Raw genomic sequence first — 25675 nt, forward strand, 5'->3', positions numbered from 1 at the left:
TAGCTTCTTTAGTAGATTTCGAAGAGACCCGCGGCACCCATGCCGCCGGCGATACACATCGTGACGACGGCGTACCTCACCCCGCGTCGACGGCCTTCGATCAGGACGTGTCCAGCCAGGCGCGAGCCGGTCATGCCGAACGGATGGCCGATCGAAATCGCGCCGCCGTTCACGTTCAGACGCTCGGACGGAATGCCGAGCCTCTGCTGGCAGTAGATCGCCTGCGAGGCGAACGCTTCGTTCAGTTCCCACAGGCCGATATCGTCCATCGTCAGCCCGTGGCGGGCGAGCAGCTTCGGCACTGCGAAAACCGGGCCGATGCCCATCTCGTCCGGCTCGCAGCCTGCCAGCGCGAGGCCGCGGAACGCGCCGAGCGGCGTGAGGTTGGCGCGCTCGGCGTCCTTCGCTTCCATCATCACGCAGGCGGAGGCGCCGTCGGAGAGTTGCGACGCGTTGCCCGCCGTCACGAACTTCTCCGGCCCCTTCACCGCGGCGAGCTTCGCGAGGGCATCGTAAGTCGTGCCCCGCCGGTTGCAGGTGTCGGCAGCGATTGTCGCCTCGCGCTGGCTAACCGCGCCCGTTTCCTTGTCGGTGACGGCCATCGTCGTCCTGACGGACACGATCTCGTCGGCGAAACGTCCGGCAAGCTGCGCCTCTTCCGTGCGGCGCTGGCTTTCCGCCGAGAAGCGGTCCTGGGCCTCTCGGCTGATGCCGTAGCGTTGCGCGACGATATCGGCGGTGTCGATCATCGCGAGATAGAGCGCGGGCTTGTGCTCGACGATCCACGGGTCCAGCCCGCTCGCGCCGTCATCACGCGAGCGGATGCCGGAGATGCTTTCCACGCCGCCCGCGATCATCGCCGGCGCACCGTCGACCACAATGCGGCCGGCGGCGAACGAGATCGCTTGCAGGCCCGACGCGCAGAACCGGTTGACGGTGGTGCCGGCGATTCCGAGCGGCAATCCCGCGCGGACCACCGCCTGGCGCGCGACATTGCGGCCGGTGATGCCTTCCGGATAGCCGCACCCGAGGATCGCGTCCTCGATCAGTTGCGGGTCGATGCCCGAGCGCTCCACGGCGGCGCGCACCGCAAACGACGCGAGCGTCGGACCGGGGGTGATGTTGAATTCGCCGCGATGCGCCTTGGTCATGGGCGTACGGGCGGTTGAGACGATGACGGCTTCGCGCATGGTCATGGGTTCCTCGATTCCCGAAACGGGAGAGATGTGGATTCAGGCGGAGTAATTCAGGCTGGCAAAATCGGCGCCGCGTTCGACCAGATCGACGATCAGCGGCGACGGCTGCCAGAACTGCGGATCTTCCTTCGCGAACGCGCGGATGTCGGCGAGCACGTTCGCGAGGCCTTCGGTATCGGCATATTTCATCGGGCCGCCGCGATGGCGCGGGAAGCCGTAGCCGTAGAGAAACACGACGTCCACATCGAGCGGCCGCAGCGCGATGCCTTCGTGCACGACGTTCGCGCCTTCGTTGATCATCGCGGCCATGTAGCGTCGGATGATTTCGCCGTCGGTGAATTCGCGCGGCGTGACGCCCGCGCGCTCGCGCTCCGCGTCGACGATCGCCTCGACTTCCGGGTCCGGCGTGCCGCTTCTCGCGCCGTCCGGATACAGATAAAAGCCGCGCCCGGTCTTCTGCCCGAACCAGCCGCGCTCGCAGAGCCGGTCGGCGATCTGCACGTAGCGCGCGTTCGGATCGCGCGTGGCGGCGCGGCGCTTGCGGGTTGCCCAGCCGATGTCGCCGCCCGCGAGGTCCACGACCTGCAACGGCCCCATCGGGAAGCCGAACTCGCGCACCGCGCGGTCGATCTGATACGGCGACGCGCCGTCTTCCATCATGTGATCGGCAGCCGTGCGGTACACCGCGAGCACGCGATTGCCGATGAAACCGTCGCACACGCCCGCGTGCACCGGCACCTTGTGCAGCTTCTTCGCGAACTCGAACGCGCTCGCGACGACATCCGCGCCAACCTTCTCCGGCACGACGGTTTCGAGCAGCTTCATCAGGTTCGCGGGCGAGAAGAAGTGCAGGCCGATCACGTCGGCGGGACGCGAGACGCTGGCGGCGATCGCATCGATATCGAGATACGAGGTGTTGGTCGCGAGCACCGCGCCCGGCTTGCAGACGCGATCGAGTTCCGCGAATACGGCCTTTTTCACGTCGAGATCTTCGAAAACCGCTTCGATCGCCACGTCGACGCTGACGAGCGCGTCGTAGGACGTGCCGCCGGAAAGGCGGCTCATCACGGTTGCTTTCCCGTCCGGCGTCATGCGGCCCTTCGCGATCTGTCCGTCATAGACCTTCTCGATATGCGCGCGGCCGCGCGCGAGCGACGCGTCGTCGCGCTCGATCATTGTCACCGGCAGGCCGGCGTCGAGCGTGGCCACCGCGATGCCCGCGCCCATCGTGCCGCCGCCGATCACGCCGACGCTCGCGATTGCGCGCGGCTTCGCCGTGCGGATTTCCGGCGCCTTCAGCACTTCGCGCTCGGCAAAGAACGCGTGGATCAGGCCGGCGTGCTGCGGGCTGTCTATGCATTGCAAGAAAAGCTGGTGCTCGTGGCCCAGGCCGTCGTCGAAGGAAAGTTCGAGCGCGGCCTGTACCGCGTCGACGATTTTCAGCGGCGCGAAGAGACCGCGCGATTTCTTCGACGTCTGCTCCCGTGCCGCTTCGATGGCGGCACGGCTTGCCTTGCGGTCGCCGAGACCGGCGGCGTCGCGTGTGCGGCGCACCGGCGCGTGCGCGGCGAGCAGTTCGCGTGCGTAGGCGAGGCCGTCGGCGAGCGCGTCACCCGATGCGCCGACGCGGTCGACGAGGCCGAGCTTGGTCGCTTCGTCGGCGCCAACGTGGCGGCCGCTCAGGAGCAGATCGAGCGCGGCGGCGGCGCCGATAAGGCGCGGCGCGCGTTGCGTGCCGCCCGCCCCGGGCAACAGGCCGAGCGTCACTTCGGGCAGCCCGAGCTTCGCGCCGGAGACGGCCAGCCGGTAATGCGCCGCGAGCGCGACTTCGAGCCCGCCGCCGAGTGCCGCGCCGCGAATTGAGGCAACGACCGGTTTGGAGCACGATTCGATGAGGTTGCAGACATTGGTCAGTGAAGGCGGCATAGGCAGCTTGCCGAATTCACGAATATCGGCGCCGCCGATGAAGTTGCGTCCCGCGCCGACAATCAGGACGGCCGCAATGGCAGTATCAACCTCGGCAGCTTTGATCGCGGCGAGCAGGCCACGCCGGACGTGCACGCCCAGAGCGTTGACCGGCGGGTTGTCGAGGGTCACGACAAGAATATCGCCACGCAATTCGCGCGTGACAACGTCAACGGACACTTCGGGATTCACTGTCTTGTCTCCGGGTATTAAGCCGAATGGCTTTTTGCATGGGGCCGATTGTCGAGCCCAACTACCTCGTTGACAATCCCAGTGAGAGTTGACGAACTGTTAATCGAAATTTGACTGAGCTCTCGAGGACGCCCGTAGCGGTTGGTTTGCTATGCGAAATAGGCGTGTCTTGCGCTCATGCTCAACGGCGCCGCATTGTCGGGGCGGCGCATCGCGCGCACCCTCAAATCGCGTGCTGTTATCCAACTGCGGACTCGTCTTGAGCGAGCATCTGTTGCTTGTTGCCTGAGATCGGTCGCGCGTTTGCCGATTGCGTTGACTTCGATGTGGCCTTTACCAGGTGTTCAGAGGTCGATTAGGTGCGCCTTGTCGCAAGCCCCCCCAGGGGGACGCAATAGCACAAGCTCGGTCGCGTGCCGCTGCGCCCTTCGTGCGACTGCGTGAGTCGCTTCAGCCTGACCTCCGAGCATTCGCCGAATTCGAGATCGCGGGCGGTGATCTGTCGCCCTTCCGGCGTCATGATCCACACCGAAAACCATTGTCCGAACGAGGGTGACATCGAACCGTACCCGCCGAGCCAATCGGGTAATCCCCAGTGCATCGAGTGCCGAAATGATAAACATCGGTGACACGATGATCAATTCGTATGGGGCAATTTCTCTAAAGTTGGACTGCAGCAGAGCAAATCGTCGGCAGCAATGCGGCCCGAAAGCTCTAAACATCCATTGCAGATCAATTTTCGTGGCGAAATGAGTTATACCGCACCGCTTAAGGACATGCTGTTCGTAATCAACGAACTCGCTGACATTGCAGAAATTGCCAAACTACCCGGTTTCGAGGAAGCAAGCATCGACACTGCGCAGGCCGTGCTCGGTGAAGCCGCGAAGTTCAACAGCGAGATGCTCGCCCCACGGAACTTCGAGGGCGACAGGAACCCGAGCGCATGGTTGGGGGGCGTTGTCACGACCACGCCCGGCTTCAAGGAAGCGTTCCGCCAGTTCGGCGAGGGCGGCTGGCAAGGCGTTGTGCATCCAGCTGAATTCGGTGGCCAGGGCTTGCGAAAGCTGATCGCCGCACCGTGACGGAGATGTCGATCGACGTCACGAGCCTCGGCGTGCAGGTACATGGCGGCATGGGCTTCATCGAGGAAACGGGCGCTGCGCAGCATTACCGCGACGCACGCATTCTGACGATCTACGAAGGCACGACCGCGATACAGGCTAACGACCTGATCGGCCGCAAGACGCTGCGCGACGGCGGCGCGGCCGCGCGCGCGATCCTCGCGCAGGTCGACGCGACGCTCGCCGAACTCGAACAGCACGATGGCGCTGCGTTCGACGCGATGCATCGCCGCCTAAAAGCGGGACGCGCGGCGCTGGCGCGCGTCGTCGAGTTCATCCTGCAGAACGCGAAGCGCGATCCGAATGCTGTATTCGCGGGCAGCGTGCCATATCTGAAGGTCGCAGGCATCGTGCTAACGGGCTGGCAGCTGGCACGCGCGTTGATCGCCGCAAAGCAACTGCGCGCCGACGATCCGTTGTTCTACGGCGCCAAGATCGCAACCGCACACTTCTTCGCCGATCACGTTTTGTCGCAGGCACCGGGCATTGAAGCGTCGATTACCAGCGCAAGCGGTGAGGAAGGCATCCTCGCGTTGAGCGAATCGCAGTTCTGAAGGAACGATTGTAGACATGGACGTAACCAACCAATGCATTAACCTCGACGAGTCATCCGCGAGTCCGTATGGTCCCCGCGAATCGATGGAATATGACGTCGTGATTGTTGGCGGCGGCCCGGCTGGCCTGTCAGCGGCGATCCGACTCACGCAGCTTGCTAATGAAAAAGGAACCGAGATCGCTGTCTGCGTGCTGGAAAAGGGCTCTGAGATCGGTGCGCACGTGCTCTCCGGCGCCGTGATGGATCCGCGCGCGCTCAACGAGCTGATTCCCGACTGGAAAGAGCAAGGCGCGCCGCTTGACGTGCCCGTCACCGAGGACCGCTTCCTGTTCCTGTCCGAAACTGGCGCCACGGCCGTGCCGAACTGGGCGCTGCCGAAGAATTTCAAGAACCACGGCAACTACGTGATCAGCCTCGCGAAGGTCACCCGCTGGCTCGGCCAGCAGGCGGAAGCGCTCGGCGTCGAGATTTTCCCGGGCTTTGCGGCCGCGGAAGTGCTCTACCACGACGATGGCTCGGTCAAGGGCGTCGCCACCGGCAACATGGGTGTCGGCCGCGACGGACAGCCGACCGAGAATTTCCAGCTCGGCATGGAACTGCACGCGAAATATACGCTCTTCTGCGAAGGCGCACGCGGGCATCTGGGGCGCCAGCTTTCCGACCGATTCAAGCTTCGCGAAAACACCGATCCGCAGGTCTACGGACTTGGCATCAAGGAGCTGTGGGAAATCGACCCCGCCAAGCACAAGCCTGGCCTGGTGATCCACACGGCTGGATGGCCGTTGCAAAACGACACCTACGGCGGCTCGTTCCTCTATCACATCGACAACAACCAGGTGATGGTCGGCTTCGTAGTCGGCCTTGGCTACACTAACCCGTACTTGTCGCCATTTGAGGAGTTCCAACGTTACAAGACGCATCCGTCGGTCCGCGCTTTCCTCGAAGGCGGAAAGCGACTTTCATACGGCGCACGTGCGATCATCGCCGGGGGCCTTATGTCGCTGCCGAAACTGGTGTTTCCGGGCGGAGCGCTCGTCGGCGACGACGCGGGTTTTCTGAACGCCTCGCGGATCAAGGGCAGCCACGCGGCAATCAAGACCGGCATGCTCGCCGCTGACGCCGCGTTCGATGCGTTGAACTCTGGGCGCCAATCCGACGAACTCACGGCATATCCGCAAGCGTTCAAACAATCGTGGCTGCACGCCGAGCTTCATCGCGCCCGCAACTTCAAGCAGTGGATGAGCAAGGGCCTGTACCTGGGCACGGTGATGGTCGGCATCGAGCAAAAGCTGCTCGGCGGCAACGTGCCATGGTCGCTGCATCACCGGCACTGGGACCACGAGATGCTCAAGCCCGCATCGCAATGCAAGCCGATCGTGTACCCGAAGCCGGACGGGAAGCTGACGTTCGACAGGTTGTCGTCGGTCTTCATCTCGAACACGAATCACGAAGAGAATCAGCCCGTGCACCTGACGCTGAAAGACCCGTCGGTGCCGGTAAATGTGAATCTCTCAACGTATGCCGGCCCAGAGAGCCGCTACTGCCCGGCTGGCGTGTACGAGTTCGTGTCAACGGACGAGGGCGGCAATCGCCTACAGATCAACGCTCAGAACTGCGTGCACTGCAAGACTTGCGACATCAAGGACCCAACGCAGAACGTCGTTTGGGTGGCGCCCGAAGGTGGTGGTGGTCCGAATTATCCGAACATGTAATCGGAGTCCCCATATCCGCGAAACCTATTCTTCCGGTTTCTTGCAACGGTTGAGTTTTGCTTGACCACGGCCGTCCGTCCATCGAGATCGTCGACACTGATGAAACGCATTCAGTACGAGTGACACAAATCAGCGGCCGCCATAGCAATCCCCACAATTCCGAGTCGACAATCGCTCCAATGGATCTGAATCTCATTAGTCTCTTCGTCGCGATCGTCGATTCGCACAGCCTTAGCGCAGCCGCGCGCAAGCTCGGCATGACACGTTCGAATATCAGCCAGCGACTGAAAGTTCTCGAATCCAAAACTGGCACGCAGCTGCTGCGCCGTTCCACACGCAGCCTTGAACTGACGCAAGCCGGACAGACCTTGTACGAGTGCGGCCAGCGCATGCTCGACGACTTGGCCGCTGCGCGCGCATCAATGGACGGTCTCGGACACACCCTTCAGGGACGGGTGCGAATAAGCATACCGACCGGCTTCGGAAGAATCTTCGTTGGCGCGATGTTGCTTGAATTTGCTCGGGCGCAGCCCAAGATCGCGCTCACCGTCAGCTTCAACAACCGCGTCGATAATTTGATCTCTTCTGAAGTTGACGTGGCGCTACGAATCACCTCCACTCCGCCGCTCGATTATGTGGCGCGGCATATATGCACGATCGACTGGAGGCTGTATGCGTCGGTCGGCTATCTTGAGCAGCACGGTCCGATCAACTGCCCCGCCGACCTCGAACGACACACCCTCATTGCGTCGCCTTATCCGGGCCGCCGTGTCGCGCTCAAGCTCACGCACAAGTTGGATGCCACCGATAGCCAAACGGTCACGCTTCAACCGGCTTTACAGTCATCGGACTATTCATTTTTAGCCGACGCAGTGTCTCACGGCATCGGGGTTGGGCTTATGCCGGCCTACGTATCGCATGCACCAACCAATCACACAACGCTGTCCGTTTTGCCTGACTACCATGTGGTTGGCCAGCAAGACTCGTTGTACATCATGACGCTGCCAAATCGATATCCGGCACCAGCGACGCAAGCCGTGGTCGACTACCTGCGCGACGCCATCGGCTCGCTCTCCCAGGCATGGATGTGACGATCATATTCAGGATACCTGTCAATCGTCGTTCAACAGTTCGTCAATTCCCAGTGGAATTGTCAAAACGGTTTGGGTGCTCGACAATGAGTCCACGCGAAGACCGGATGGCTACAAATTTGGCTGAGACAGTCAACCCAGAAAGGTCCGCTGACGTCGTCATGCTCTAACCGCGCGGCACCGCTACGTCACCGGGGGAAGACCTCCGTGTGGTCAACAAGCCACCACGGCTGTCAGAACCCTACCGACAGTGGTCGAGGATCGATTGTGCACGCCGGCAGGTATCAAGTAACGCAGTTGAAGGAACAAGCCATGCAAAACCATGTAACGGATACGACGTCTTCGGCCTATGCCTACCCGTTGTTGATCAAACACTTGCTGCACACCCCGCTCGCGCATGCGCCCGATCAGGAAATCGTCTATCGCGGCAAGAAAAGGCTAACTTACTCGATGCTGCGCGAACGCATTGCGCAGCTTGCGAACGGTCTGAGCGCGCTGGGGCTGAAGCACGGCAGCACGGTAGCGATGATGGACTGGGACAGCCATCGCTACCTCGAATGTTACTTTGCCGTGCCGATGATGGGAGCGGTGTTGCAGACGGTCAATGTACGGTTGTCGCAAGCGGAGATTCTGTACACGATCAACCATGCGGGCGCGCAGGTGCTGCTGGTCCATACGGATTTCTTGCCGGTGATCGATGCGATCAAGGACCAGTTCGAAACGGTGCACACATTCATCTGGATCGACGACGACGGCGCGCCATGCGCGCACACGATTCCGATCTGCGCCGAATACGAGACCATGCTCGCCGCGAGCCCTACCGGTTTCGATTTCCCGGATTTCGATGAGAACACTTGCGCCACCACGTTCTACACGACGGGTACCACCGGATTGCCGAAGGGCGTCTATTTCACCCATCGGCAACTGGTCCTGCACACCATCACGATGATGGGTGCGCTGGCGAGCCCCGTAACCGGTCAGCGTTTTCATCGCGGCGACGTCTACATGCCGCTCACGCCGATGTTTCACGTGCACGCTTGGGGTATGCCCTACATCGCCACCATGCTCGGAGTGAAGCAGGTCTATCCGGGCCGCTACGTACCCGACCGGCTCCTGGAGCTGGTGCGCGATGAAAGCGTTACGTTCTCGCATTGCGTCGGCACTATCCTTCACATGTTGCTCAGTTCGCCCTCGGCCAAATCCATCGATCTAAGCAGTTGGAAGGTTGTGATCGGCGGGGGTGCCTTGCCGCACGGATTAGCGCGAGCAGCGCTCGACCGGGGCATCGATATTTTCGCGGGTTACGGTATGTCCGAGACCTGCCCAGCTCTCAGCCTCGCGCAACTCAAACCTGGCGGCGCTCCACGCGATGCCGCAGAAGAGCTGCGCTTACGCTGCACAACTGGCCTGCCGCTACCGCTGGTTGAACTGCGCGTGGTCGACGAGCATATGAACGACCTTCCGCACGACGGCCATACAGCGGGCGAGATCGTCGCGCGTGCGCCCTGGCTGACTCAGGGTTATCTGAAAAACCCGGAGGCCTCAGCGCAACTGTGGGATGGCGGCTATCTACATACCCAGGACATTGCCAACATCGACGCTGCGGGCTATCTGCAAATCACCGATCGTCTCAAGGATGTAATCAAGTCTGGCGGCGAGTGGGTCTCCTCCCTCGAAATCGAAAGCCTGATCTCTCAGCACCCGGGCGTAGCCGAGGTGGCAGTGATAGGGATCAAGGATTCGAAGTGGGGCGAACGCCCGGCGGCGCTCGTGGTGCTTGCAGAAGACCACACCCCCCCTCTCGCCGAGGACGAAATTACGAAGCACGTTCTCGCGTTCAGTGACCAAGGGGTGATCTCCAAGTATGCGGTACCACAGATCGTCAGGATCGTCGATTCGCTGGAGAAAACGAGCGTCGGCAAGATCAACAAAAAGCGACTGCGCGAACAGTTCGTCTGATTGATAACCAGGAGGTGACACTATGAAGATCCCGGGATATAGCGTGGCAACACTCGGCGATTTTGTCGGCCGTGAGCTCGGCGTTTCGGAATGGGTCGTTGTCGACCAGGCGCGCATCAACGCGTTCGCGCACTGCACGGGCGACAACCAATGGATCCACGTCGACGAGGAGCGCGCGGGGCGTGAGAGTCCGTACGGCGGCACGGTCGCGCACGGATATCTGAGCTTGTCGTTGCTGGCGGCGCTGACCATCGAGATGGGACTGATTCCCGTGGATGCCAAGGCCGGGGTGAACTACGGACTGGACAAGACGCGCTTTGTCGCGCCGGTGAAAGCCGGAGCACGGGTTCGCAACCGCGTGGTGTTGCTGTCGGCGGAAAACAAAGGCGGTGGTCGGGTACTCCTGAAAACCGAAAACACGCTGGAGATCGACGGCGAGAATAAGCCGGCGCTGATCGCGGAATCCCTGGCGATGCTGGTGGCGTGAAGCACCGAACCTCATTGAAGAAGTTGCGTTGGGAACAGTACGATGGTTATAACCAAACAGGACACGTCAACGAATAGCACGCCCGAGGACCTTTCGGCAGGCGCCGCTGAAACGGTGCTGGGGCCCAACCCGTTCGTCGGGCTGCGTGCGCAGGACATTCTCGCCACCGCTCAGCAGATCGGCGTGCAGGCGTTTCAGCATCCCGCCCTTCTGCTCGAGCAGAAAGCGTCGCTGGCAAGCGCGTTGTTCTCGGTGCTCTCTGGCACGGCGGCATCTGCGCCGCCCAAGGGCGACAAGCGCTTTACCGATTCTGCCTGGCGTGACAACCCGTTGTATCGCATGTCGCTGCAAAGCTATCTCGCCTGGCGCAACGCGTTGACGGGCTTCGTCGACCGCTCAGCCCTGGACCACCGGAGCAAAGAGCGCGCACAGTTTGTCATCTCGGCCTTCACCGACGCAATGGCGCCGACGAACTCGCTCCTCGGGAACCCGGCGGCGCTCAGGAAGGTCTCCGACTCCGGCGGGACAAGCCTGTTGGCAGGCTTCCAGAACCTTTTAGCGGACACGTGGAGCAACCAAGGCATGCCCGCTCAAGTTGACAAGAGTGCGTTCGAAGTCGGTAGGAATTTGGCAACCTCCGCGGGCGCGGTGGTGTTCTGCAACGAGGTGCTGGAACTTATCCAGTACACGCCAGCCACGCGAAAGGTCTATGCACGCCCGCAACTGATCGTGCCGCCACAGATCAACAAGTTCTACATCTTCGATCTATCCAAAGGCAAGAGCTTCGTCGAGTATCTGGTCAACAACGAGTTTCAGGTGTTTGCGGTGAGTTGGCGCAATCCTACCTCTGAGCAACGTGACTGGGATCTGGACACTTATGTCGCCGCGCTGATCGATGCCATTCAGGCAGTCCGGGACATTACGGGCTGCGAGGACGTGAATCTGCACGGCGCATGTTCTGGCGCGATGACGATCTCGGCCCTGCTCGGCCATCTGGCGAGTCGCGGAGAGAGTTGGGTGAACGCTGCAACGCTGATGGTCTCGGTCTTCGGCATTACGAACGAGTCGCAACTCGGTCTCTTTGCCACGCCGGAAACAATTTCGGCAGCCAAGCACAGCAGTATGACCAAGGGCGTGCTGGCAGGCGACGACATGGGCCGTGTGTTCGCGTGGATGCGGCCCAACGACCTGGTATGGAACTATTGGGTCAACAATTACCTAATGGGCAATCCGCCTCCGGTCTTCGACATCCTCTATTGGAATAACGACACGACCCGGTTGCCGGCCAGGCTCCACGGCCAGTTGATCGACGTCTTTTCCGGGAACCTGTTCGCGAAACCGCGCGCACTCACTGTCCTGGGTACGCCCATCGACCTGACTGAGGTGACATGCGACAAGTACGTGGTGGCCGGCGTCACCGATCACATCACGCCCTGGAAGGCCGTCTACGAGTCGGCGCGGTGTTTCGGCGGCAACACGCAGTTCGTCCTCAGTTCGAGCGGCCACATCCAGAGCCTGATCAACCCGCCCGGCAATCCAAAGGCGAAGTTCTTTCTTAACCCCGAACTGCCGCCGAACCCTGACGAATGGCTGGCCGGCGCGCAAACGGCACCGGATTCCTGGTGGACCCACTGGCGAGAGTGGCTCGCGGAGCGTTCCGGTAAAAGCCGAGCGGCACCGAAGTCACTCGGCAGTGAGCGACTGCAGGTATGCGGCAGCGCGCCCGGAATGTATGTCACTGAAGCATGAGCTCGCGTCTCGCAAGCTGAGGGTGCCACTGTTTTCTTTAACGCAGTTTGTTTGGAGATTTTATGGAATCAACCACTTCCAATAGCTTTTTCTCGCAATACGCCAAGGTGATCGACCTGCTCAAGCTTCCCCACGTTGACCTGGCTGCGATTCTAGAATCTCGCCGCAAGGACATCGAGGCGCTGACGGCCGCCAACATGAAGGCGCTCGGGTGCTTTCAGTCGCTCGGGGAGAAACAGGCCGCCATTCTGAGCACGACGACGACCGGATTGCAATCGCTTATGGCGCGATCGACAGCGACACAGAGCAAGCCTGTTGCGGACACCCATGAACTCGTTCCGCCAGCCTTGCGCCTCACCCTGACGAACTTCCTTGAGATGGCAGACACCCTTTATAAGGCTCACTCCGATAGCCTTGCCATCGTTAGCAGGCGCGTCGCGGAGAACGTCGAGGAGATGAAAGCACTCTTGCAAGTCAAAAAATAGTTTTGTATTCCGTTGGGCGATACAGCCTTTGTAGGGTAACTGTCTCGAGGACACGTTGATGAAAGTAACCGATACACGCGCTGAGTCTGGTCACAGAATGCACATCCGCACCGTCGACGTCGATGGTCAGACTTTGCGTGTCGGCGTTCGGCCAGGCAACAGCGCAACCCCGCCGCTGCTTATGTTTAATGGTATCGGTGCCAATCTCGAACTTGTCGAGCCGTTCGCGGACGCCCTCGGGGATGTGGAGGTCATTATTTTCGACATCCCCGGTGTGGGCGGCTCGCCCGCGCCGGTCGTGCCCTACCGCTTCTCGACCCTTGCGGTGCTTGCCGACAAGCTTCTCTCGCAGCTAGGTTATGTCGAGCAAGTCGATGTGCTGGGTATTTCCTGGGGCGGCGCCCTCGCGCAGCAGTTCGCCCACCTGTATCCAGTTCGTTGCCGCCGTCTAGTGCTGGCGGCCACCTCGCCGGGCGTCATCATGGTGCCAGCCAAGCTCTCCGTGCTGTCAAAGCTGATCCGGCCACGCCGATACACCGATCCGACGTATCTTCAGAGGATCGGTGCCGAAATTTACGGCGGAGCCTACCGGTACGATCCCACCTTGCTCGCGGAACACAGCCGCCATATTCGGCCGCCGCGAGGCCGTGGGTACGTCTATCAGTTGCTGGCTGCGTGGGGCTGGAGTAGCCTCCCCTGGCTCGGAACCCTGCGCCAGCAAACTCTCGTCATGCACGGTAACGACGACCCGATCGTGCCGCTGAGTAACGCTAAAATCCTCGCCGCTCGCATTCGTAATGCGACACTCCATGTGATCGACGACGGTCACCTGTTTCTGGTCGCACGCGTTAAAGACGTCGCGCCAACGGTGCGGGCATTTCTGCGACAGGAATCGTCCTGATGCCCTTGGAGGACGACTGGACCAGTAACCGACGAGCAACGTCCGCTTTCCGAGCTAATGCGAGGCATGCGGCATTGAACCGCATGCGTACCACAGCGACCTGTCTGCTCGCCGTCATGCTGGTGCTGTTGTTAGCGTGCGCTGCCTGCCAGGCCGCCTACCCCTGGTTACACTGGGTGCGGGCATTTGCCGAGGCCGGAACAGTTGGCGCGATAGCTGACTGGTACGCGGTGGTGGTGCTGTTTCGCCATCCGCTTGGCCTTCGAATCCCGCATACGGCAATCATCCCGCGCAGCCATGAGCGAATCGGCGAGGGACTTGGCAACTTCGTCCAAGAGCATTTTCTGACGCCAGAGGTCGCGATCGGCAAGCTGCGGGCGTGCAACACGGCGAAGGCAATAGCCGCGTGGCTGGCCAATTCGGACAATAGCCAAAGCATCGCTGAATCTGTCTCCGACACTCTCCCCGGCTTGCTGAAGGAGCTCGACGCCAGGAAAGTGGCGCGATTCTTAGAACGCGTACTCGTCCCGCAACTGCGCACGCTTGATGCGTCTAGCCTCGCTGGCAATGTTCTGAAGATCGTCACCCAAAATAATCGTCATCAGCCGCTACTGGACCGAGCACTGCGGGCGCTGAAACAGTGGCTTCTGGTCAACGAAGGTGTGCTCAAGGCGAGATTCAGCGCGGCATCGAGATATACGCCCGCGCGCCTGGACAGCTACATCGTCGATAAATTCGTTGAAGGTATTGTCGCCTTACTTCATGAAGTCGTTGCAAATCCTCAGCATGAACTTCGTCGTCAGTTCGATGGCGCGATTAGAGACCTGGCGGTCAAATTGAAAACATCCGGCAGGTACCAGCGCGTCGGCCGGACATTGATGCGTGACTGCGTCCGGCATCTCAAGAATGAGGGCTGCTACCGTGTGCTGTGGAACCAACTTCGCACGCGCGTGACGGCAGACGTCGATCGCGAACGTTCGTTTGTCCGGCACGCGATCGCGGGTGCTCTCATATCACTCTCCGAAGCCTTGAAGGACGACGCCACGGTTCAGCTTAAGCTGAACGCATGGTTGCTGAATCTCGCCCAAACATTGGTACCGCGCGCTCAACACCAGGTCGCGGCGCTGATTACCGAAGTAGTGAAAAGCTGGGGCGCCGGAGAAGTCAGTCGAAAGATCGAAGCGGAAATCGGGCGCGACCTGCAATACATTCGGATAAACGGCACATTTGTCGGTGGCACGGTCGGCGTCTTGCTTCACGCTGCGGTCCTTCTCGTGGCCCGGTGATCCCTCCCTTGTGTTGACCATGCGCACATAGCGTCGATCTGCCTCCCGATCAAGAAACGCTGCACCGCAATCAGTCTATCTCCGTTGACGCAACCTGGTACGACGTCCCTTCGAATAGATTTAATAATTATCGAGCTGCAAGTAAGGCTACAAGAGTGTCACGACGACCTCGGGCATTCCATCAAGACAACCTGTGCCCGGCAGCGGCTCCCATCGGCCGGTACCCGTACACCAGCAAACCCAGTAGCACCTCGGGTTGATGCGCCGCCATGCCTCGACCCGCGTACTTCCCACTCACCTCCGAGACGTCCATCTGCTCGATGACTTCCGCGACGAATCACGCCAGATGGTCTTCCGGCAACCGGTCCTCAACCGACGGCTCCAACAGATAGTCGGTACACACAGATAGTCCGTCTGACGATCAACGGGCATAAAGCGACTCATCTATGGGCTCTCTCAGTGGACTGGCTCATCCATTCACGTTAAACGCGATGCCCGGATGAGCAAAAATACATGTCGGCCGATTGCGCCTTAACTTCGATTCGCGGCAAGGTCCCGGCTTTCACGCGTGCGTTACTCTGGAGGACGGGGGCTGTTCATACCGGATGACCGTGATTTGCTAGCGTAATCTCCGTTCGCAGGCATGAGAGGCTTGCCAGGCGCTTCGATCGCAACGATCCTGCGCTCGAACACATTCCAAAGCCGACGACTTGCAAAAAAACACCGCTGCTTCGCCGACGGAAATCATCAACGAACCGCCAAATAGCTGGCTAAGTGGAGGTAAAATATCTGGACTTCAAAAAGATCGCATACCCGTCCGTGAAAGGATTTTTTGCTAGAGCCAGAAACATGAAGCGCGCATCAACAGCGGAAAAGTCGATCCCGGTCGGTGCGCTCGGTTCGTTGCCGTTTGTCATGATCGAGCACGGCGCCGACCCGTGGCAACTTCTGGAATCTTTCGGCGTGACCCGCGAAGCATTGGCTTCACGCTTGAGTCCCCTATCTACCGTAACGCATGGCCGCATCCTCGAAGCCGCAGCGAAAAAGATTCACTGCGAACACGTAGGATTGCTCCTCGGGCAAAGGGCAACACTCGACAACGCGGGGCCGTTGCGCTTTCTTGTCCTCAATGCGCCAACGGTACGGGAGGCGATCGAAAGCCTCATTCGTTTCTGCGGGCTCTGGTATCGCGGCCTGCATGTGCGCATGACGGAAGACGAAGGCTACGCCTGCATGTCAGTTTCGATCGACTCGAACATTCCTGGCGCGCAGCATTTGCTCACAGCTTACCTGGCGGCCAATGTCCGGATTCTAGAAATCATCCTCGGCCGGTCGTGGCGGCCGACGCTCGTTCGGGTCGCGTTTCGAAAGCCGAAAACGAGCGCCTTGTACGAGCAATATTTCCAGGCGCCGGTCTGGTTCGGGCAGGCTCAATACGAGGTCCTGTTTCCACAGTCGTTGCTCGATCAGCCGAGGTCGAGTCACGACCAGCAACTGGGACGCTTCCTTCACCAGCACATGAGCGAGTTGCAAGCTCGCCAGGGCGAGGATTTTAGTTCGCGTGTGAGAGAAGTAATCGAAAAGTTGTTGCCGCACGGCTGCACGTCGCAGAAAGTAGCTGAGTTCTTTGCGATACACCGCTTCACCCTGTATCGCCATCTTGACAAACAGGGCACGAGCTACGAGTCATTGCTCGAAGCTGCTAGACGCAATCTGGCAAACCAGTTGCTGGCACAAACTGATCTGCTGATCGCCGATATCGCGACGCGCCTGGGGTACGAGAATCAGGGTAACTTCACCCGTGCCTTCCGGCGTTGGCATGGCCGAACACCCAGCGAATGGCGCAGGACCGAGGCCCGCGCACAGACTAGTACAACATCCCGTAAATAGCTTTATTAAATAATCTCGTGAGTGCCGAATTCGGGCCCATTTTCGGCGATGTTCCCAGTCGGAACATCTCGAATGTCTCGGGGTCCTGCCTTTCGGCGATGAATTTTGCGAAGAAATGGGTTCCGGTGCTATTCACGAGAAATTCCGGTAGGCACTGGCGTAGTGCGTTGGCGACGACGAGCTCCGATGGCGGGATGCCGGGGCGGATGGTGCGCAACCAGGATCCAAACGAGTTCCAGACGAGCGACGGAAACACGGCGGCCAGATACTGGAGCAGTCCCTGGCAGACGATGCTGGCTTGCATGAAAACGTGATAAGCGTGGATCTTTCGCTTGACGGCGTTGCGGTAATCGAGCGACTCGCGATGCATGTATTGATCGCCGCTACGGCGGGCAAGCGGCTTCATGTCCTGCATCCAGAAGTGGTACGCGAATGTGCCGATCCGGTGCACCGCCTGTTTGAAACTGTACTCGATCTTGAAGCGCAATCCATACAGGCGAATGATCTCGATGGCGTCGAGATTGAGGTCGGTGCACATCAGCAGGCATGAACCCCTGCCGGGGTGAATCACGGCGACGAAGCGAACCAGCTGGCCGCACGCCGGCCACAGCAGATCGCAGACCCGATAGTGGATGGTGACATTGTGCTCCCCATAAACCGGGCTGGGGGCGCATTGCATGGCCTGGGGATCATCCAGTAGCGATCTGAGTTTGACCTTCTCGCCATAGCGCCTGGGACGCCCGCGTTTGCGCGCGCCTTCGTGCACGAACGGGGCACAGGCAACCGCGTTTGTCTTCACGCGCGTGACCAGGTGGTTGTCGTTCTCGCGAAGGCCTTTGACGATCTTGCCCGCGGCGTAGAAGGCATCGGCCACGAAGTAGAACGGCTCCTGCACTGAGGCGATACCCAGTAGCGAGATCATCTTGTCGAGCAAGGTACGTCGATCGCGATTGGTCCACACCAGGCCTTCGTGAATGCGCACAGCCAGCGGTACGGCGAAGACGCTGTTGGCGGCCCGCACGAGCGGGCTCGCCGCCTGCATCGAGTGTCCCATGATGTATTCGGGCTTGGTGTTTGAGTCGGACTGTTGATGCAGCAGCTTGACGCCAGGCATCTTCCTGCCGCTCCTGGCCACCTTGATGCCGTCCCCGACGAGGACCGGTCGGCCATTGACGCGTAGCGGGTCAGGGAACAGCCGCAGCACGATCTGGGTCCACAGCGCCGTGAGCCTGTCGAGCTGGACGGCATCGCTGTGCAGGCTGCCGAGCAGCTTTCCGTAGAGGGCCGGTCGCAGCTTGAGGGCTCGCACGATGCTGCTCACGCCAAGCAAGTCGGTGCGCACCGTCAATCCAGCCACGACAGTGGCGAACCACATGAAGCTGCGCAGGCGGGAGAACGCGGGGCGCAACAGCCAGATCGCGTCCCACCATGCAGTCCAGAGCGCCATGATCGTCCTTTAAATTATTATGTACTACGAAGTATCACATGGATGCGTGTATCGGGTGTGCAAACGGCCTGCTCAAGCCGAAAGCCGCATCGAGGCGTCACCGCCTGAAGACGAGATTGGTGATGGGAGGAAACTAGACGAAGCGGATTAGCTTGCTGATGGGCGGATTGGCACTGACGAACGCCAGCGCGAACCCGTGAAAAACAGGCGCGAACTCGTCACTCACGAGTAAATAATTGTCTTGGCTATCATTTCGGGATGAGCCAAGGTCGTCATGCAACGCCAGTGAAGTTGGCGAAGGAAGAACGAGAAGAACTCCTGTCGCTAATCGATCGGAAGGCCGCGACTCAGTGCGAGGTGAGGCGGGCACGCATCGCGCTGTGGGCGCACGAAGGACACCCGAATACGGTGATTGCTCGAGAGCTGCGCGTATCGGTGCGGACGGTCTGCACGTGGCGCAAGCGCATCGCACAGCACGGTGCGCAGGGCCTGCGCGAGGGTGAGCGTAGCGGCCGTCCGCCACGCATCACGCAAGAAACGCGACTGCAGTTGATTGCGTTGGCATGTGAAGCACACGAACCCGTGGGAGGGGTTATGCCGACACTGGACGAGACAGTGGCGCGCGCGATCGAGCGTGGCATTGTCGAGCAGATCAGCCGCAGCCATGTGCAGCGCATTCGGCAGGCTGGCGACGTTCGACCGCACCGGGTCCAGCAATGGCTACACACTCCCGACCCGGTCTTTCGCGAGAAGGTCAATGTGATTTGCAAGCTGTACCGCAAGGCGCCCAAAAACGCGGTGGTGCTCAGCATCGACGAGAAGACGGGCTGCCGTCGAGCGCAAGCATCCGGGGTGCACGCCGGCACCGGGACGGCTGCGTCGTCGGAAGTCTGAATATATCCGGCACGGCACTCAGGCGCTGATTGCCGCGCTTGATGTGCATACCGGTCAGGTGCTGGCAGACCGCCACGAGCGGCGCAGCCAGGACGACCTGGTCGCCTTCATGAAGCGCGTGGCGGCTGCGCACCCGGGCAAACAGGTGCACGTGATTTGGGACAACCTCAATACGCATCGCGCTCAGGCCGTCTGGCAGCCGTTCAACGAGCGGCATGATGAGCGGTTTCACTTCCACTTCACCCCGCTGCACGCGAGCTGGGTCAATCAGATCGAACTGCGGTTTACCCGCTACACGCGCCGAGTGCTATGCCACGCCAGCCATACCAGCACGGCGCATCTGCGCGAGCGCACCGAGCAGTTTATGCACGAGCATAATCAGGCAGCACGCCCCTTCAAATGGACTTTCCGGGGCTATCCGTTGCAAACGGGCACATCGTAATCGAGCGACAGACATGCCAGCCATACCCACTAAACATTACGCGACTGAACTTCAGCGTCAACTGCGCAGCTTGCTCGGCCATGAGCAGATCGTCACACAAGCCTACGGGCGGCACCTGCTCATCAAACGTCTCGATGATGAGGAACCGACTGTTGTGGCGCGCCTTACCGAGCTCGCCCGCAATCGTTACAGTGCCGCCTTTCGCAGCCGCACCGGCCGATGGGAACCGCTGCCGGGCACAGGCTCACTCGACGAAATGGCCGAGGTCGTCGTCACTCCTACGGCCTTATTTGCAGCACGATAATTATTAAAGACATTTACAGGATGCTGTACTAGCTCTGTCGAAGACGCGCACTGACGCCTCGGTCAGAAAGCCGGCTCGCCCGGGACTGTCACACGAGCCACAGTTTCTCAGTCGATCAGAAGTTGTGACGCAGACCGATATTGACCGCCGCCGTACCCATGCCAGGCGCAACCAGCGCCCCGTAGGTAATGCCTTGAGTCATATCTCCGTGGTTGTTGACCCAACCCACCTGAGCATAGACCAGGGTGGCCTTGGAAAGGCTGTATTCGACGCCGCCCGCCGCCTCAAGTGAGGTGTTTTTCGAATTGTTTCTGTCCTTGATGTAATAAAGGCCGCTCGAGATCTTGAACGCAGGCGTAAACCGGTAACCGAGGCCGACCGAATACAGGTCCAGACTGATGCCGCCATTCGGATTCGTCGCGCTTCTGGGAGCGGGATTCGCGCCGTTGCTGTACGACGCCGAAACGGTGAAGTCCTTTATTGTGTAGAGGGCGCCCAGGTACCAGTAGCGGTTGTTGTTCAGGCCGGTAGCTGGCACGGCTGTCGTCGACGTGACTGTTGTGAAGGGATTCGTATCGTGCGCGTTGTAGTAAACCGCGGAGAGCCGCAAACCGTAACCCGAATATTTCAGCACCGCCGACTCGCGCGTGCCCCCTTGAAAATGCCCCCCGACGCCGCCCGGCGCGTATTCCAGATCGGCGCTCACACCGTAAAACTTTGGAGACCTGTAGACAATTGCGTTGCTGTCGTACAGTGCGCCAACTGGCCCGTTAGTGCTGGTTCCAGGCCAGCCCGCTGCTGAGTTCAGGCCGATCCAGGCACCGAGGATACTGCCGAAATACTGTGCGTGGCGAGCGTCCGTCTCCCCCATCGCGTAGATCATCGGCGCTAGCTGGCGACCCGCGTCGATCGAGCCGAACGGTCCGCTCACGCCAACTGTCGAGATCTGGTTGAAGAAGCCTGGAACGCCAGCCGTATCGGACTGGCCAGACTTTCCGGTGCCGGTGTCGAACGTGCCTTGCAGCCTGAAGTTTGCGGCGTAGCCACCACCGAGATCCTCGGTTCCCTTCATGCCCCAGATACTTGAGTAGATGCCGCCGTCCTTGAAGCGATAGACTGCTCCAAGATTCTTCAGGGCGTTTGCTACCGATGCCGCCGCAGCCGGAGGCAATTTCGTACCCGGCGGAAGCCCCGTCAACGTCGATGGGTTGGCACTGACGACTGCCGCCGAGGTGCTCTGATACAGAAGGCCCGAGTCAAGGACGCCGTACAGCGTCACTGACGAGTCCGCATACGCAGCATTCCCGATTACGGCCACCGCGGCTGCGGCTACCAGTTTCAACTTCATACCGTCTCCTTGTTGTCAATTTTTTTGCTAAACCTACAACTGCCTCGGGAACGCTCGCGTCGCGTTCTTCGGCCACACGACGTCGCGATCCTTCTCTTTTGATCACGTTCTTTAATCAACAAATCTGCAGTACTAATCCTGTGACGTCGCGTTATATCAGGCGATGTGGAGCATAGTCCCGACCTGCTACCCTGGTTACAGATCGGCCGCCGCCCTGCCCGTGCGAGACGGACAGAGGCGGTCACAGTGCGTCGTGGTATCGCGGGTCTTGTTGGTGCGCGGCTTTACGTTTGGCGTTCGTGAAGCCGGGTCGCCGGTATGCCAACCAGCAGGATGACGGTGCCGATCAGCAACATGCCGCCGATCACGTCGAACGCGACATACAGGCTGCCCGTATGCGCCTTCACGGCGCCAACAGTGACCGGGCTGAGCACCGCGGCCAGGGAGCCGATGCTACTGACGAACGCGATGCCCCCCGCTGCCGCGCTCGCGCTGAAAAACGCGGGTGGAATCGTCCAGAAGAGCGGTACCGCCGCCAGGCACGCAGCCGCGCCGATGGTCATGAACACCGTCGAGAGCAGGACGTTGGCTTGCAGTACATGCATCATCCAGAACGAGGCCGCGGCTGTCAGCATGGTCGCCGCCAGGTGCCAGCGGCGCTCGAGGTGTCTGTCAGAACTGCGCCCGAGCAGATACATCGCCGCCATGGCGAGCATGTACGGGCAACTCGCGATCACGCCAATGCGGCGCAAGTCTGTGATTCCCACGCTTTGCAGCAACGAGGGCATCCAGTACGCCACCGTGTTGGTCCCGGAATAGAGCGTGAAGAACACAATGCCGGGGAGATAGGCGCGCGGGTCTCGTATGACTTGTCTAAATGACTTGCTTTCGGTAACTCGTGAGGACTGATCCAGGCGAAGATTCTCGACAACGATGGCCTTTTGTCGATCGGTGAGCCACGTGACGCGCGCAGGGCTATCGTCGAGCCAGAACCAGGCGAATGCGCCAAGCGCGACAGCGGGAAGACCTTCGAGTACGAAAAGCATCTGCCAGCCCTTCATGCCCTGCCAGCCTTCAAGACCGGTCATGATTGCACCCGCAAGCGGCCCGCTGACCATCCCCGCGACAAATCCCGCCATGAAAAAGATCGCAGTCACACGGCCGCGTTTCCATGACGGAAACCAGTATGTAAGGTAAAGGATGACGCCGGGGAAAAAGCCTGCCTCGGCGACGCCGAGCGCAAAGCGGGCGATATACAGTTGCGTTGGTGTATTAACGAAGCTCGTCAGCGCGGTGACCACGCCCCACAGGACCATGATGCGGGTCAGCGTGGCGCGCGCACCCACCCGTTGCATGTACAGGTTGCCCGGAATCTCGAACAGGATGTAGCCGATGAAAAACGCGGTCGCACCGAACGCGTACGCTCCATCGCTCAGGCCAAGGTCGTGCGCCATGCGTAATTTGGCAAACGAGATATTGATCCGGTCGATCGAGTTGACGGCATACGCCAGAAACAGGAACGGCAGCAGGTGCCAGGCAATTTTGCGGTACGTCTGCCGGACCTCGGGCGACGCGCGTGTGTCGATGATGACCTCTGCCTGCGATACGGCGTGACTCATGGTGTCTCCACGTACTGCATTCGATGCCGCAACGCTCGGGCGCTGGGCATCAGGTTGTTACAGGTTCTGCGCGCGTGCCTTATACGACACGTCGGCAGACAGTGCACGGCTATGTGGTCGAAGAAGATTTCGTTCGAGCCCGTTCGAACTCTTCGCATTCGGCTTGCAGCAGCGGAACGCCGAGTTCACAGGCTTCGATGCCTTGCAGACTGACGATCTTCAGCACCTCGAGAATCTGCTCGCGGGTCGCGCCCAGTTCGAGCGCTGCCCTGATGTGCCGGCGGGTGCCGTGCGCATACAGATGAGTAATGGCGGCATCCCCCGCGATACAGAGAAATTCGATCCACAGCGGCGGCAGGATGTTGTCGGTCCACAACCCCAACCCCATCGCGAGGAAATTCTCCAGATACTGTGGATCCCAGCGATAGATCGTCTCCCATAGCGGATTGAACATGCCGCTCGCGCGGACCTTGTCGCATACGGGCGTGGCCGGGGCGGGCGTGGCATCGTCGGCAATACCTGCATGGGCCAGTTCTTCGGCGAGGATCGGTACCCCCAGCGCGCAGGCGTGAATGCCGACCACGCTTGCGAGCTTGAACACCTCCATAATTTGCGCACGCTTCACCCCAAGGCGCAGCGCGGCGCGCACGTGGCGGCGAACACCGGGACCGTACAGATGCGTCGCCGTCACGTCGATGTTCAGGCGAATTAGCGCGACCAGCTTCGGATCGAGGACGTCGCTCGTCTGTGCGCTCTGGCTAAGCGCCATAAAGGACTCGGTCCATGCCGGGTCCCACTGCGCGAGCGGATCGAGCTTAGAGTCAGCGAGGCCCGCTGCACGCATCGTGTCGAAATTGGGTGTAGGTTGTCTTGCGTTCATTTGGACTGTTGTACTGGAAGGTATTTGGGCCTTAGATTACCGTGCCGCCGTTGGGGCTGATGATCTGGCCAACCAGGTAATGCTCGCCCGCCAGATAGACGACCGTCGATGCATACTCTTCCACCGTGCCGAAGCGGCCCAGCGGACAGCCCTGCCACAGACGATTTCGGCCGTCTTCGCCAATTCTGTCGAGGTATTCATTAAATGCCGGGGTAGCCACGCCGCCGGGTGCCATGGCGTTAACGAAGATATTGGCGCCGGCCACTTCGAATGCGACAGACCTGGTGAAGGCGATCACCGCGCCCTTGGTGGCGCAGTAGTGCGGGCTATGTGCGCTTCTGGTCGAGATCCCGGCAATCGACGCGATGTTGATGATTTTCCCGTCGCGTTGCGGTTCCATCAGCTTTAATGCTTCGCGCGTGCAATAGAACACGCCGTGCACGTTCACGCCCCAGTAGCGATGCCACTCTTCATCGCTGATCTCGCTGGTGAAGCCCAGTGACTGGCGCGGCATGGGCGTCTGCATGTACGCGTACAGTTTGTTGCGGCGCTCGGTATCAATGGCGCGATTAGGAGTCAGCGCGGCGTTGTTGACCAGGATATGCAAGGTGCCGAAACGCGCGACTATCTGCGCGAACATGCTCTTGACGTCCGCACTGGAGGATACGTCGCACCGCACCGCAAGACATTCAGCACCGAATGCCTCGACGGCGGCGCGGGCTGTCGCCAGCGCCTTCTCGTCCACGTCGCATACGACGACCGTCGCGCCCTCGGCGGCGAGTGCTACCGCACACCCGAGTCCGAGACCGGGGCCTACGCCCGTTACCAAGGCAATTCTGTTACGTAGTTTCATGTTCATTTCGATCAGACTGATGAGGAAACGCGCGCCCGGGTGTCAGGCGTGGCCAGGCACCGTAAAGCCGCGCTGCGCGGATTTGCGATTCGGTGCCATACCGAGGGCGGCGATCGTTTCGTCGGCGCTCTTGTACTGCTCCCCGATCTGATAGATGCGCTTCGCGTCCGTCCCGGTCGCGATATCGCGGCCCAGTTCGCGCGCGATCCGCACGGTCTGCTCGATCTGCTGTACCGACGTCATGCGCTCGCCCTTGCGGCCCCACAGGTTGTCCTCGATCCCCACACGCACGTGCAGGCCCATCGCGATGGCCATCGCGTTCATCGGCAGCACCGCGCGCATCGCGCTTTCGATCGTCAGCACCGCGCCGTCGGGGGTCCGGCGAACGAATTCAATCAGATCGGCCGGGTGTAGACCCGCTGCGCCGCCGCCGATCGCAACATAATTGAGCACCAGCGGACCGGTGTAGAGACCACGGCGGATCAGGCGCTCGACGCTCTCGAGTTGGTGCACGTGACCCAGCATGAAGTGAGGCTGAATGCCGGCCGCCTGCAGGCGGCGCAGGTGTTCGATGAAGAACGACGGCTTCGCATCGACGACCATTTCCGAATAGGCATTGAAGTATTCAGGCTTCTCGAGAATGGTGCCCATCACGTCGTCCGGCGTGAGCAACTCACAGATGTTCATCTGGCTGGTGTTGATCGCGATCGTGACCTGATCAGGCTTCGGATCGAGCTCCGCCAGCATGTGCCGCGTGTCGTAGTCGAGCCACTGGGCTTCCTGCCCCTCGCCTTCCGGCGCGAAGGAAATCGAGCCGCCCACCTGTAGGACCATATCGGGCACCGCCTCGCGCAGCCGGGCGAGACTCTCGTTGAACTTGGACATGCGCTTGGAGCCCTTACCGTCTTCCTCGCGCACATGCACGTGCAGCACCGTGGCGCCGGCGTTGTAGCAGTCCACCGCCTTCTGGATCTGGGCGTCCATGTTCACGGGGATGTCGTCCGAGTCGCTCGGAATCCACTGAGGGCCGAACGGCGCCACCTGAATCACGAGTTTTTCTTGAACTTCGGGGAAAAGGCTATCGTCGAGAAAATTCACAAGGCATCTCCGGCAAGGTAGGGATGACCGGCCGTGATTAGGCTGGTCCGTCCATTGAACTTTAAGGAAACGCGCAACTGTCGATTTATCATATTGTCACCAAAACTTGTCATTTTGTTACTATTGCCATCAGGATTTACCCTTCCGGAGACCGGGCCTTCGGGGTCCGCAGAGACGGCGATTGCTGCTTGGGGGCAGGC

18 protein-coding genes and 4 pseudogenes are annotated in these 25675 nt (G+C 60.5%); 13 read left to right on the top strand and 9 right to left on the bottom strand.

The window, feature by feature from the left end:
* Positions 1–8: 8 nt before the first annotated feature.
* Together OKW26_RS20100 and OKW26_RS20105 are read right to left on the bottom strand one after the other, a co-directional pair.
* On the bottom strand, positions 9–1190 hold the full coding sequence (locus OKW26_RS20100) for an acetyl-CoA C-acyltransferase (protein WP_429355259.1): 1182 nt from the start codon (positions 1188–1190) through the stop codon (positions 9–11).
* A 42-nt stretch (positions 1191–1232) separates the two neighbouring features.
* Complete coding sequence (locus tag OKW26_RS20105; RefSeq protein ID WP_429354907.1) at positions 1233–3353, bottom strand: 3-hydroxyacyl-CoA dehydrogenase NAD-binding domain-containing protein; 2121 nt, start codon at positions 3351–3353, stop codon at positions 1233–1235.
* A 698-nt stretch (positions 3354–4051) separates the two neighbouring features.
* Here OKW26_RS20105 and OKW26_RS20110 point away from each other — a divergent pair.
* The 10 genes and pseudogenes from OKW26_RS20110 (at position 4052) to OKW26_RS20155 (ending at position 14700) form a co-directional block, all read left to right on the top strand.
* Positions 4052–4435 carry an acyl-CoA dehydrogenase N-terminal domain-containing protein gene (locus OKW26_RS20110; protein ID WP_429354908.1) on the top strand — a complete coding sequence of 128 codons (384 nt, stop codon included), beginning with the start codon at positions 4052–4054 and terminating at the stop codon, positions 4433–4435.
* Positions 4435–5028 (top strand): annotated as a pseudogene (locus OKW26_RS20115) (acyl-CoA dehydrogenase C-terminal domain-containing protein); the annotation flags it as partial. The gene OKW26_RS20110 and the pseudogene OKW26_RS20115, both read left to right, overlap by 1 nt.
* 16 nt (positions 5029–5044) lie before the next feature.
* Complete coding sequence (locus OKW26_RS20120) at positions 5045–6742, top strand: electron transfer flavoprotein-ubiquinone oxidoreductase (RefSeq protein WP_429354909.1); 1698 nt, start codon at positions 5045–5047, stop codon at positions 6740–6742.
* A gap of 179 nt (positions 6743–6921) precedes the next feature.
* A complete protein-coding gene (locus OKW26_RS20125) occupies positions 6922–7833 on the top strand; it encodes a LysR family transcriptional regulator (RefSeq protein WP_429354910.1) in 912 nt (303 codons plus the stop codon).
* A 312-nt stretch (positions 7834–8145) separates the two neighbouring features.
* Entirely contained in the window at positions 8146–9792 is a 1647-nt protein-coding gene (locus tag OKW26_RS20130) for a fatty acid--CoA ligase (protein ID WP_429354911.1), read from the top strand.
* A gap of 22 nt (positions 9793–9814) precedes the next feature.
* Positions 9815–10279, top strand: coding sequence for a MaoC family dehydratase (locus OKW26_RS20135; RefSeq protein ID WP_429354912.1), 465 nt, complete (start codon positions 9815–9817; stop codon positions 10277–10279).
* Positions 10280–10321: 42 nt separating this feature from the next.
* The gene (locus tag OKW26_RS20140) at positions 10322–12028 is read left to right on the top strand and encodes an alpha/beta fold hydrolase (RefSeq protein ID WP_429354913.1); all 1707 of its coding nucleotides are present in this window, start codon (positions 10322–10324) and stop codon (positions 12026–12028) included.
* A 62-nt stretch (positions 12029–12090) separates the two neighbouring features.
* The gene (locus tag OKW26_RS20145; protein WP_429354914.1) at positions 12091–12513 is read left to right on the top strand and encodes a phasin family protein; all 423 of its coding nucleotides are present in this window, start codon (positions 12091–12093) and stop codon (positions 12511–12513) included.
* Positions 12514–12571: 58 nt separating this feature from the next.
* Complete coding sequence (gene phaZ / locus OKW26_RS20150; protein WP_429354915.1) at positions 12572–13414, top strand: poly(3-hydroxyalkanoate) depolymerase; 843 nt, start codon at positions 12572–12574, stop codon at positions 13412–13414.
* 83 nt (positions 13415–13497) lie between these two features.
* Positions 13498–14700 carry a DUF445 domain-containing protein gene (locus OKW26_RS20155; protein ID WP_429355260.1) on the top strand — a complete coding sequence of 401 codons (1203 nt, stop codon included), beginning with the start codon at positions 13498–13500 and terminating at the stop codon, positions 14698–14700.
* A gap of 220 nt (positions 14701–14920) precedes the next feature.
* Here the strand turns inward: OKW26_RS20155 and OKW26_RS20160 are convergent.
* A pseudogene (locus OKW26_RS20160) lies at positions 14921–15144 on the bottom strand (IS5/IS1182 family transposase); the annotation flags it as partial.
* 405 nt (positions 15145–15549) lie between these two features.
* Here OKW26_RS20160 and OKW26_RS20165 point away from each other — a divergent pair.
* A complete protein-coding gene (locus OKW26_RS20165) occupies positions 15550–16590 on the top strand; it encodes an AraC family transcriptional regulator (protein WP_429354916.1) in 1041 nt (346 codons plus the stop codon).
* A 55-nt stretch (positions 16591–16645) separates the two neighbouring features.
* On the opposite strand, the pseudogene OKW26_RS20170 reads toward OKW26_RS20165, so the two are convergent.
* Positions 16646–18037, bottom strand: a pseudogene (locus OKW26_RS20170) (transposase); the annotation flags it as partial.
* A gap of 258 nt (positions 18038–18295) precedes the next feature.
* On the opposite strand from OKW26_RS20170, the pseudogene OKW26_RS20175 reads away from it, so the two are divergent.
* Both OKW26_RS20175 and OKW26_RS20180 read left to right on the top strand, forming a co-directional pair.
* Positions 18296–19373: pseudogene (locus tag OKW26_RS20175) on the top strand (IS630 family transposase).
* Between the two features lie 13 nt (positions 19374–19386).
* Positions 19387–19677, top strand: a complete 291-nt coding sequence (locus tag OKW26_RS20180) for a hypothetical protein (protein WP_429354917.1) — start codon at positions 19387–19389, stop codon at positions 19675–19677.
* 115 nt (positions 19678–19792) lie between these two features.
* On the opposite strand, the gene OKW26_RS20185 is transcribed toward OKW26_RS20180, so the two are convergent.
* The 5 genes from OKW26_RS20185 to OKW26_RS20205 form a co-directional block, all read right to left on the bottom strand.
* The gene (locus OKW26_RS20185; RefSeq protein ID WP_429354918.1) at positions 19793–21025 is read right to left on the bottom strand and encodes a porin; all 1233 of its coding nucleotides are present in this window, start codon (positions 21023–21025) and stop codon (positions 19793–19795) included.
* Positions 21026–21309: 284 nt separating this feature from the next.
* Positions 21310–22644: an MFS transporter gene (locus OKW26_RS20190; protein WP_429354919.1), complete on the bottom strand. Its 1335-nt coding sequence runs from the start codon at positions 22642–22644 to the stop codon at positions 21310–21312.
* A gap of 109 nt (positions 22645–22753) precedes the next feature.
* Positions 22754–23524, bottom strand: coding sequence for a carboxymuconolactone decarboxylase family protein (locus OKW26_RS20195; protein WP_429354920.1), 771 nt, complete (start codon positions 23522–23524; stop codon positions 22754–22756).
* 31 nt (positions 23525–23555) lie between these two features.
* Positions 23556–24377, bottom strand: a complete 822-nt coding sequence (locus OKW26_RS20200; protein ID WP_429354921.1) for an SDR family NAD(P)-dependent oxidoreductase — start codon at positions 24375–24377, stop codon at positions 23556–23558.
* Positions 24378–24419: 42 nt separating this feature from the next.
* Positions 24420–25475: a 3-keto-5-aminohexanoate cleavage protein gene (locus tag OKW26_RS20205; RefSeq protein ID WP_429354922.1), complete on the bottom strand. Its 1056-nt coding sequence runs from the start codon at positions 25473–25475 to the stop codon at positions 24420–24422.
* Positions 25476–25675: the final 200 nt, after the last annotated feature.

This window comes from Paraburkholderia sp. 32, assembly GCF_050435345.1.
Classification (GTDB): Bacteria; Pseudomonadota; Gammaproteobacteria; order Burkholderiales; family Burkholderiaceae; genus Paraburkholderia; species Paraburkholderia tuberum.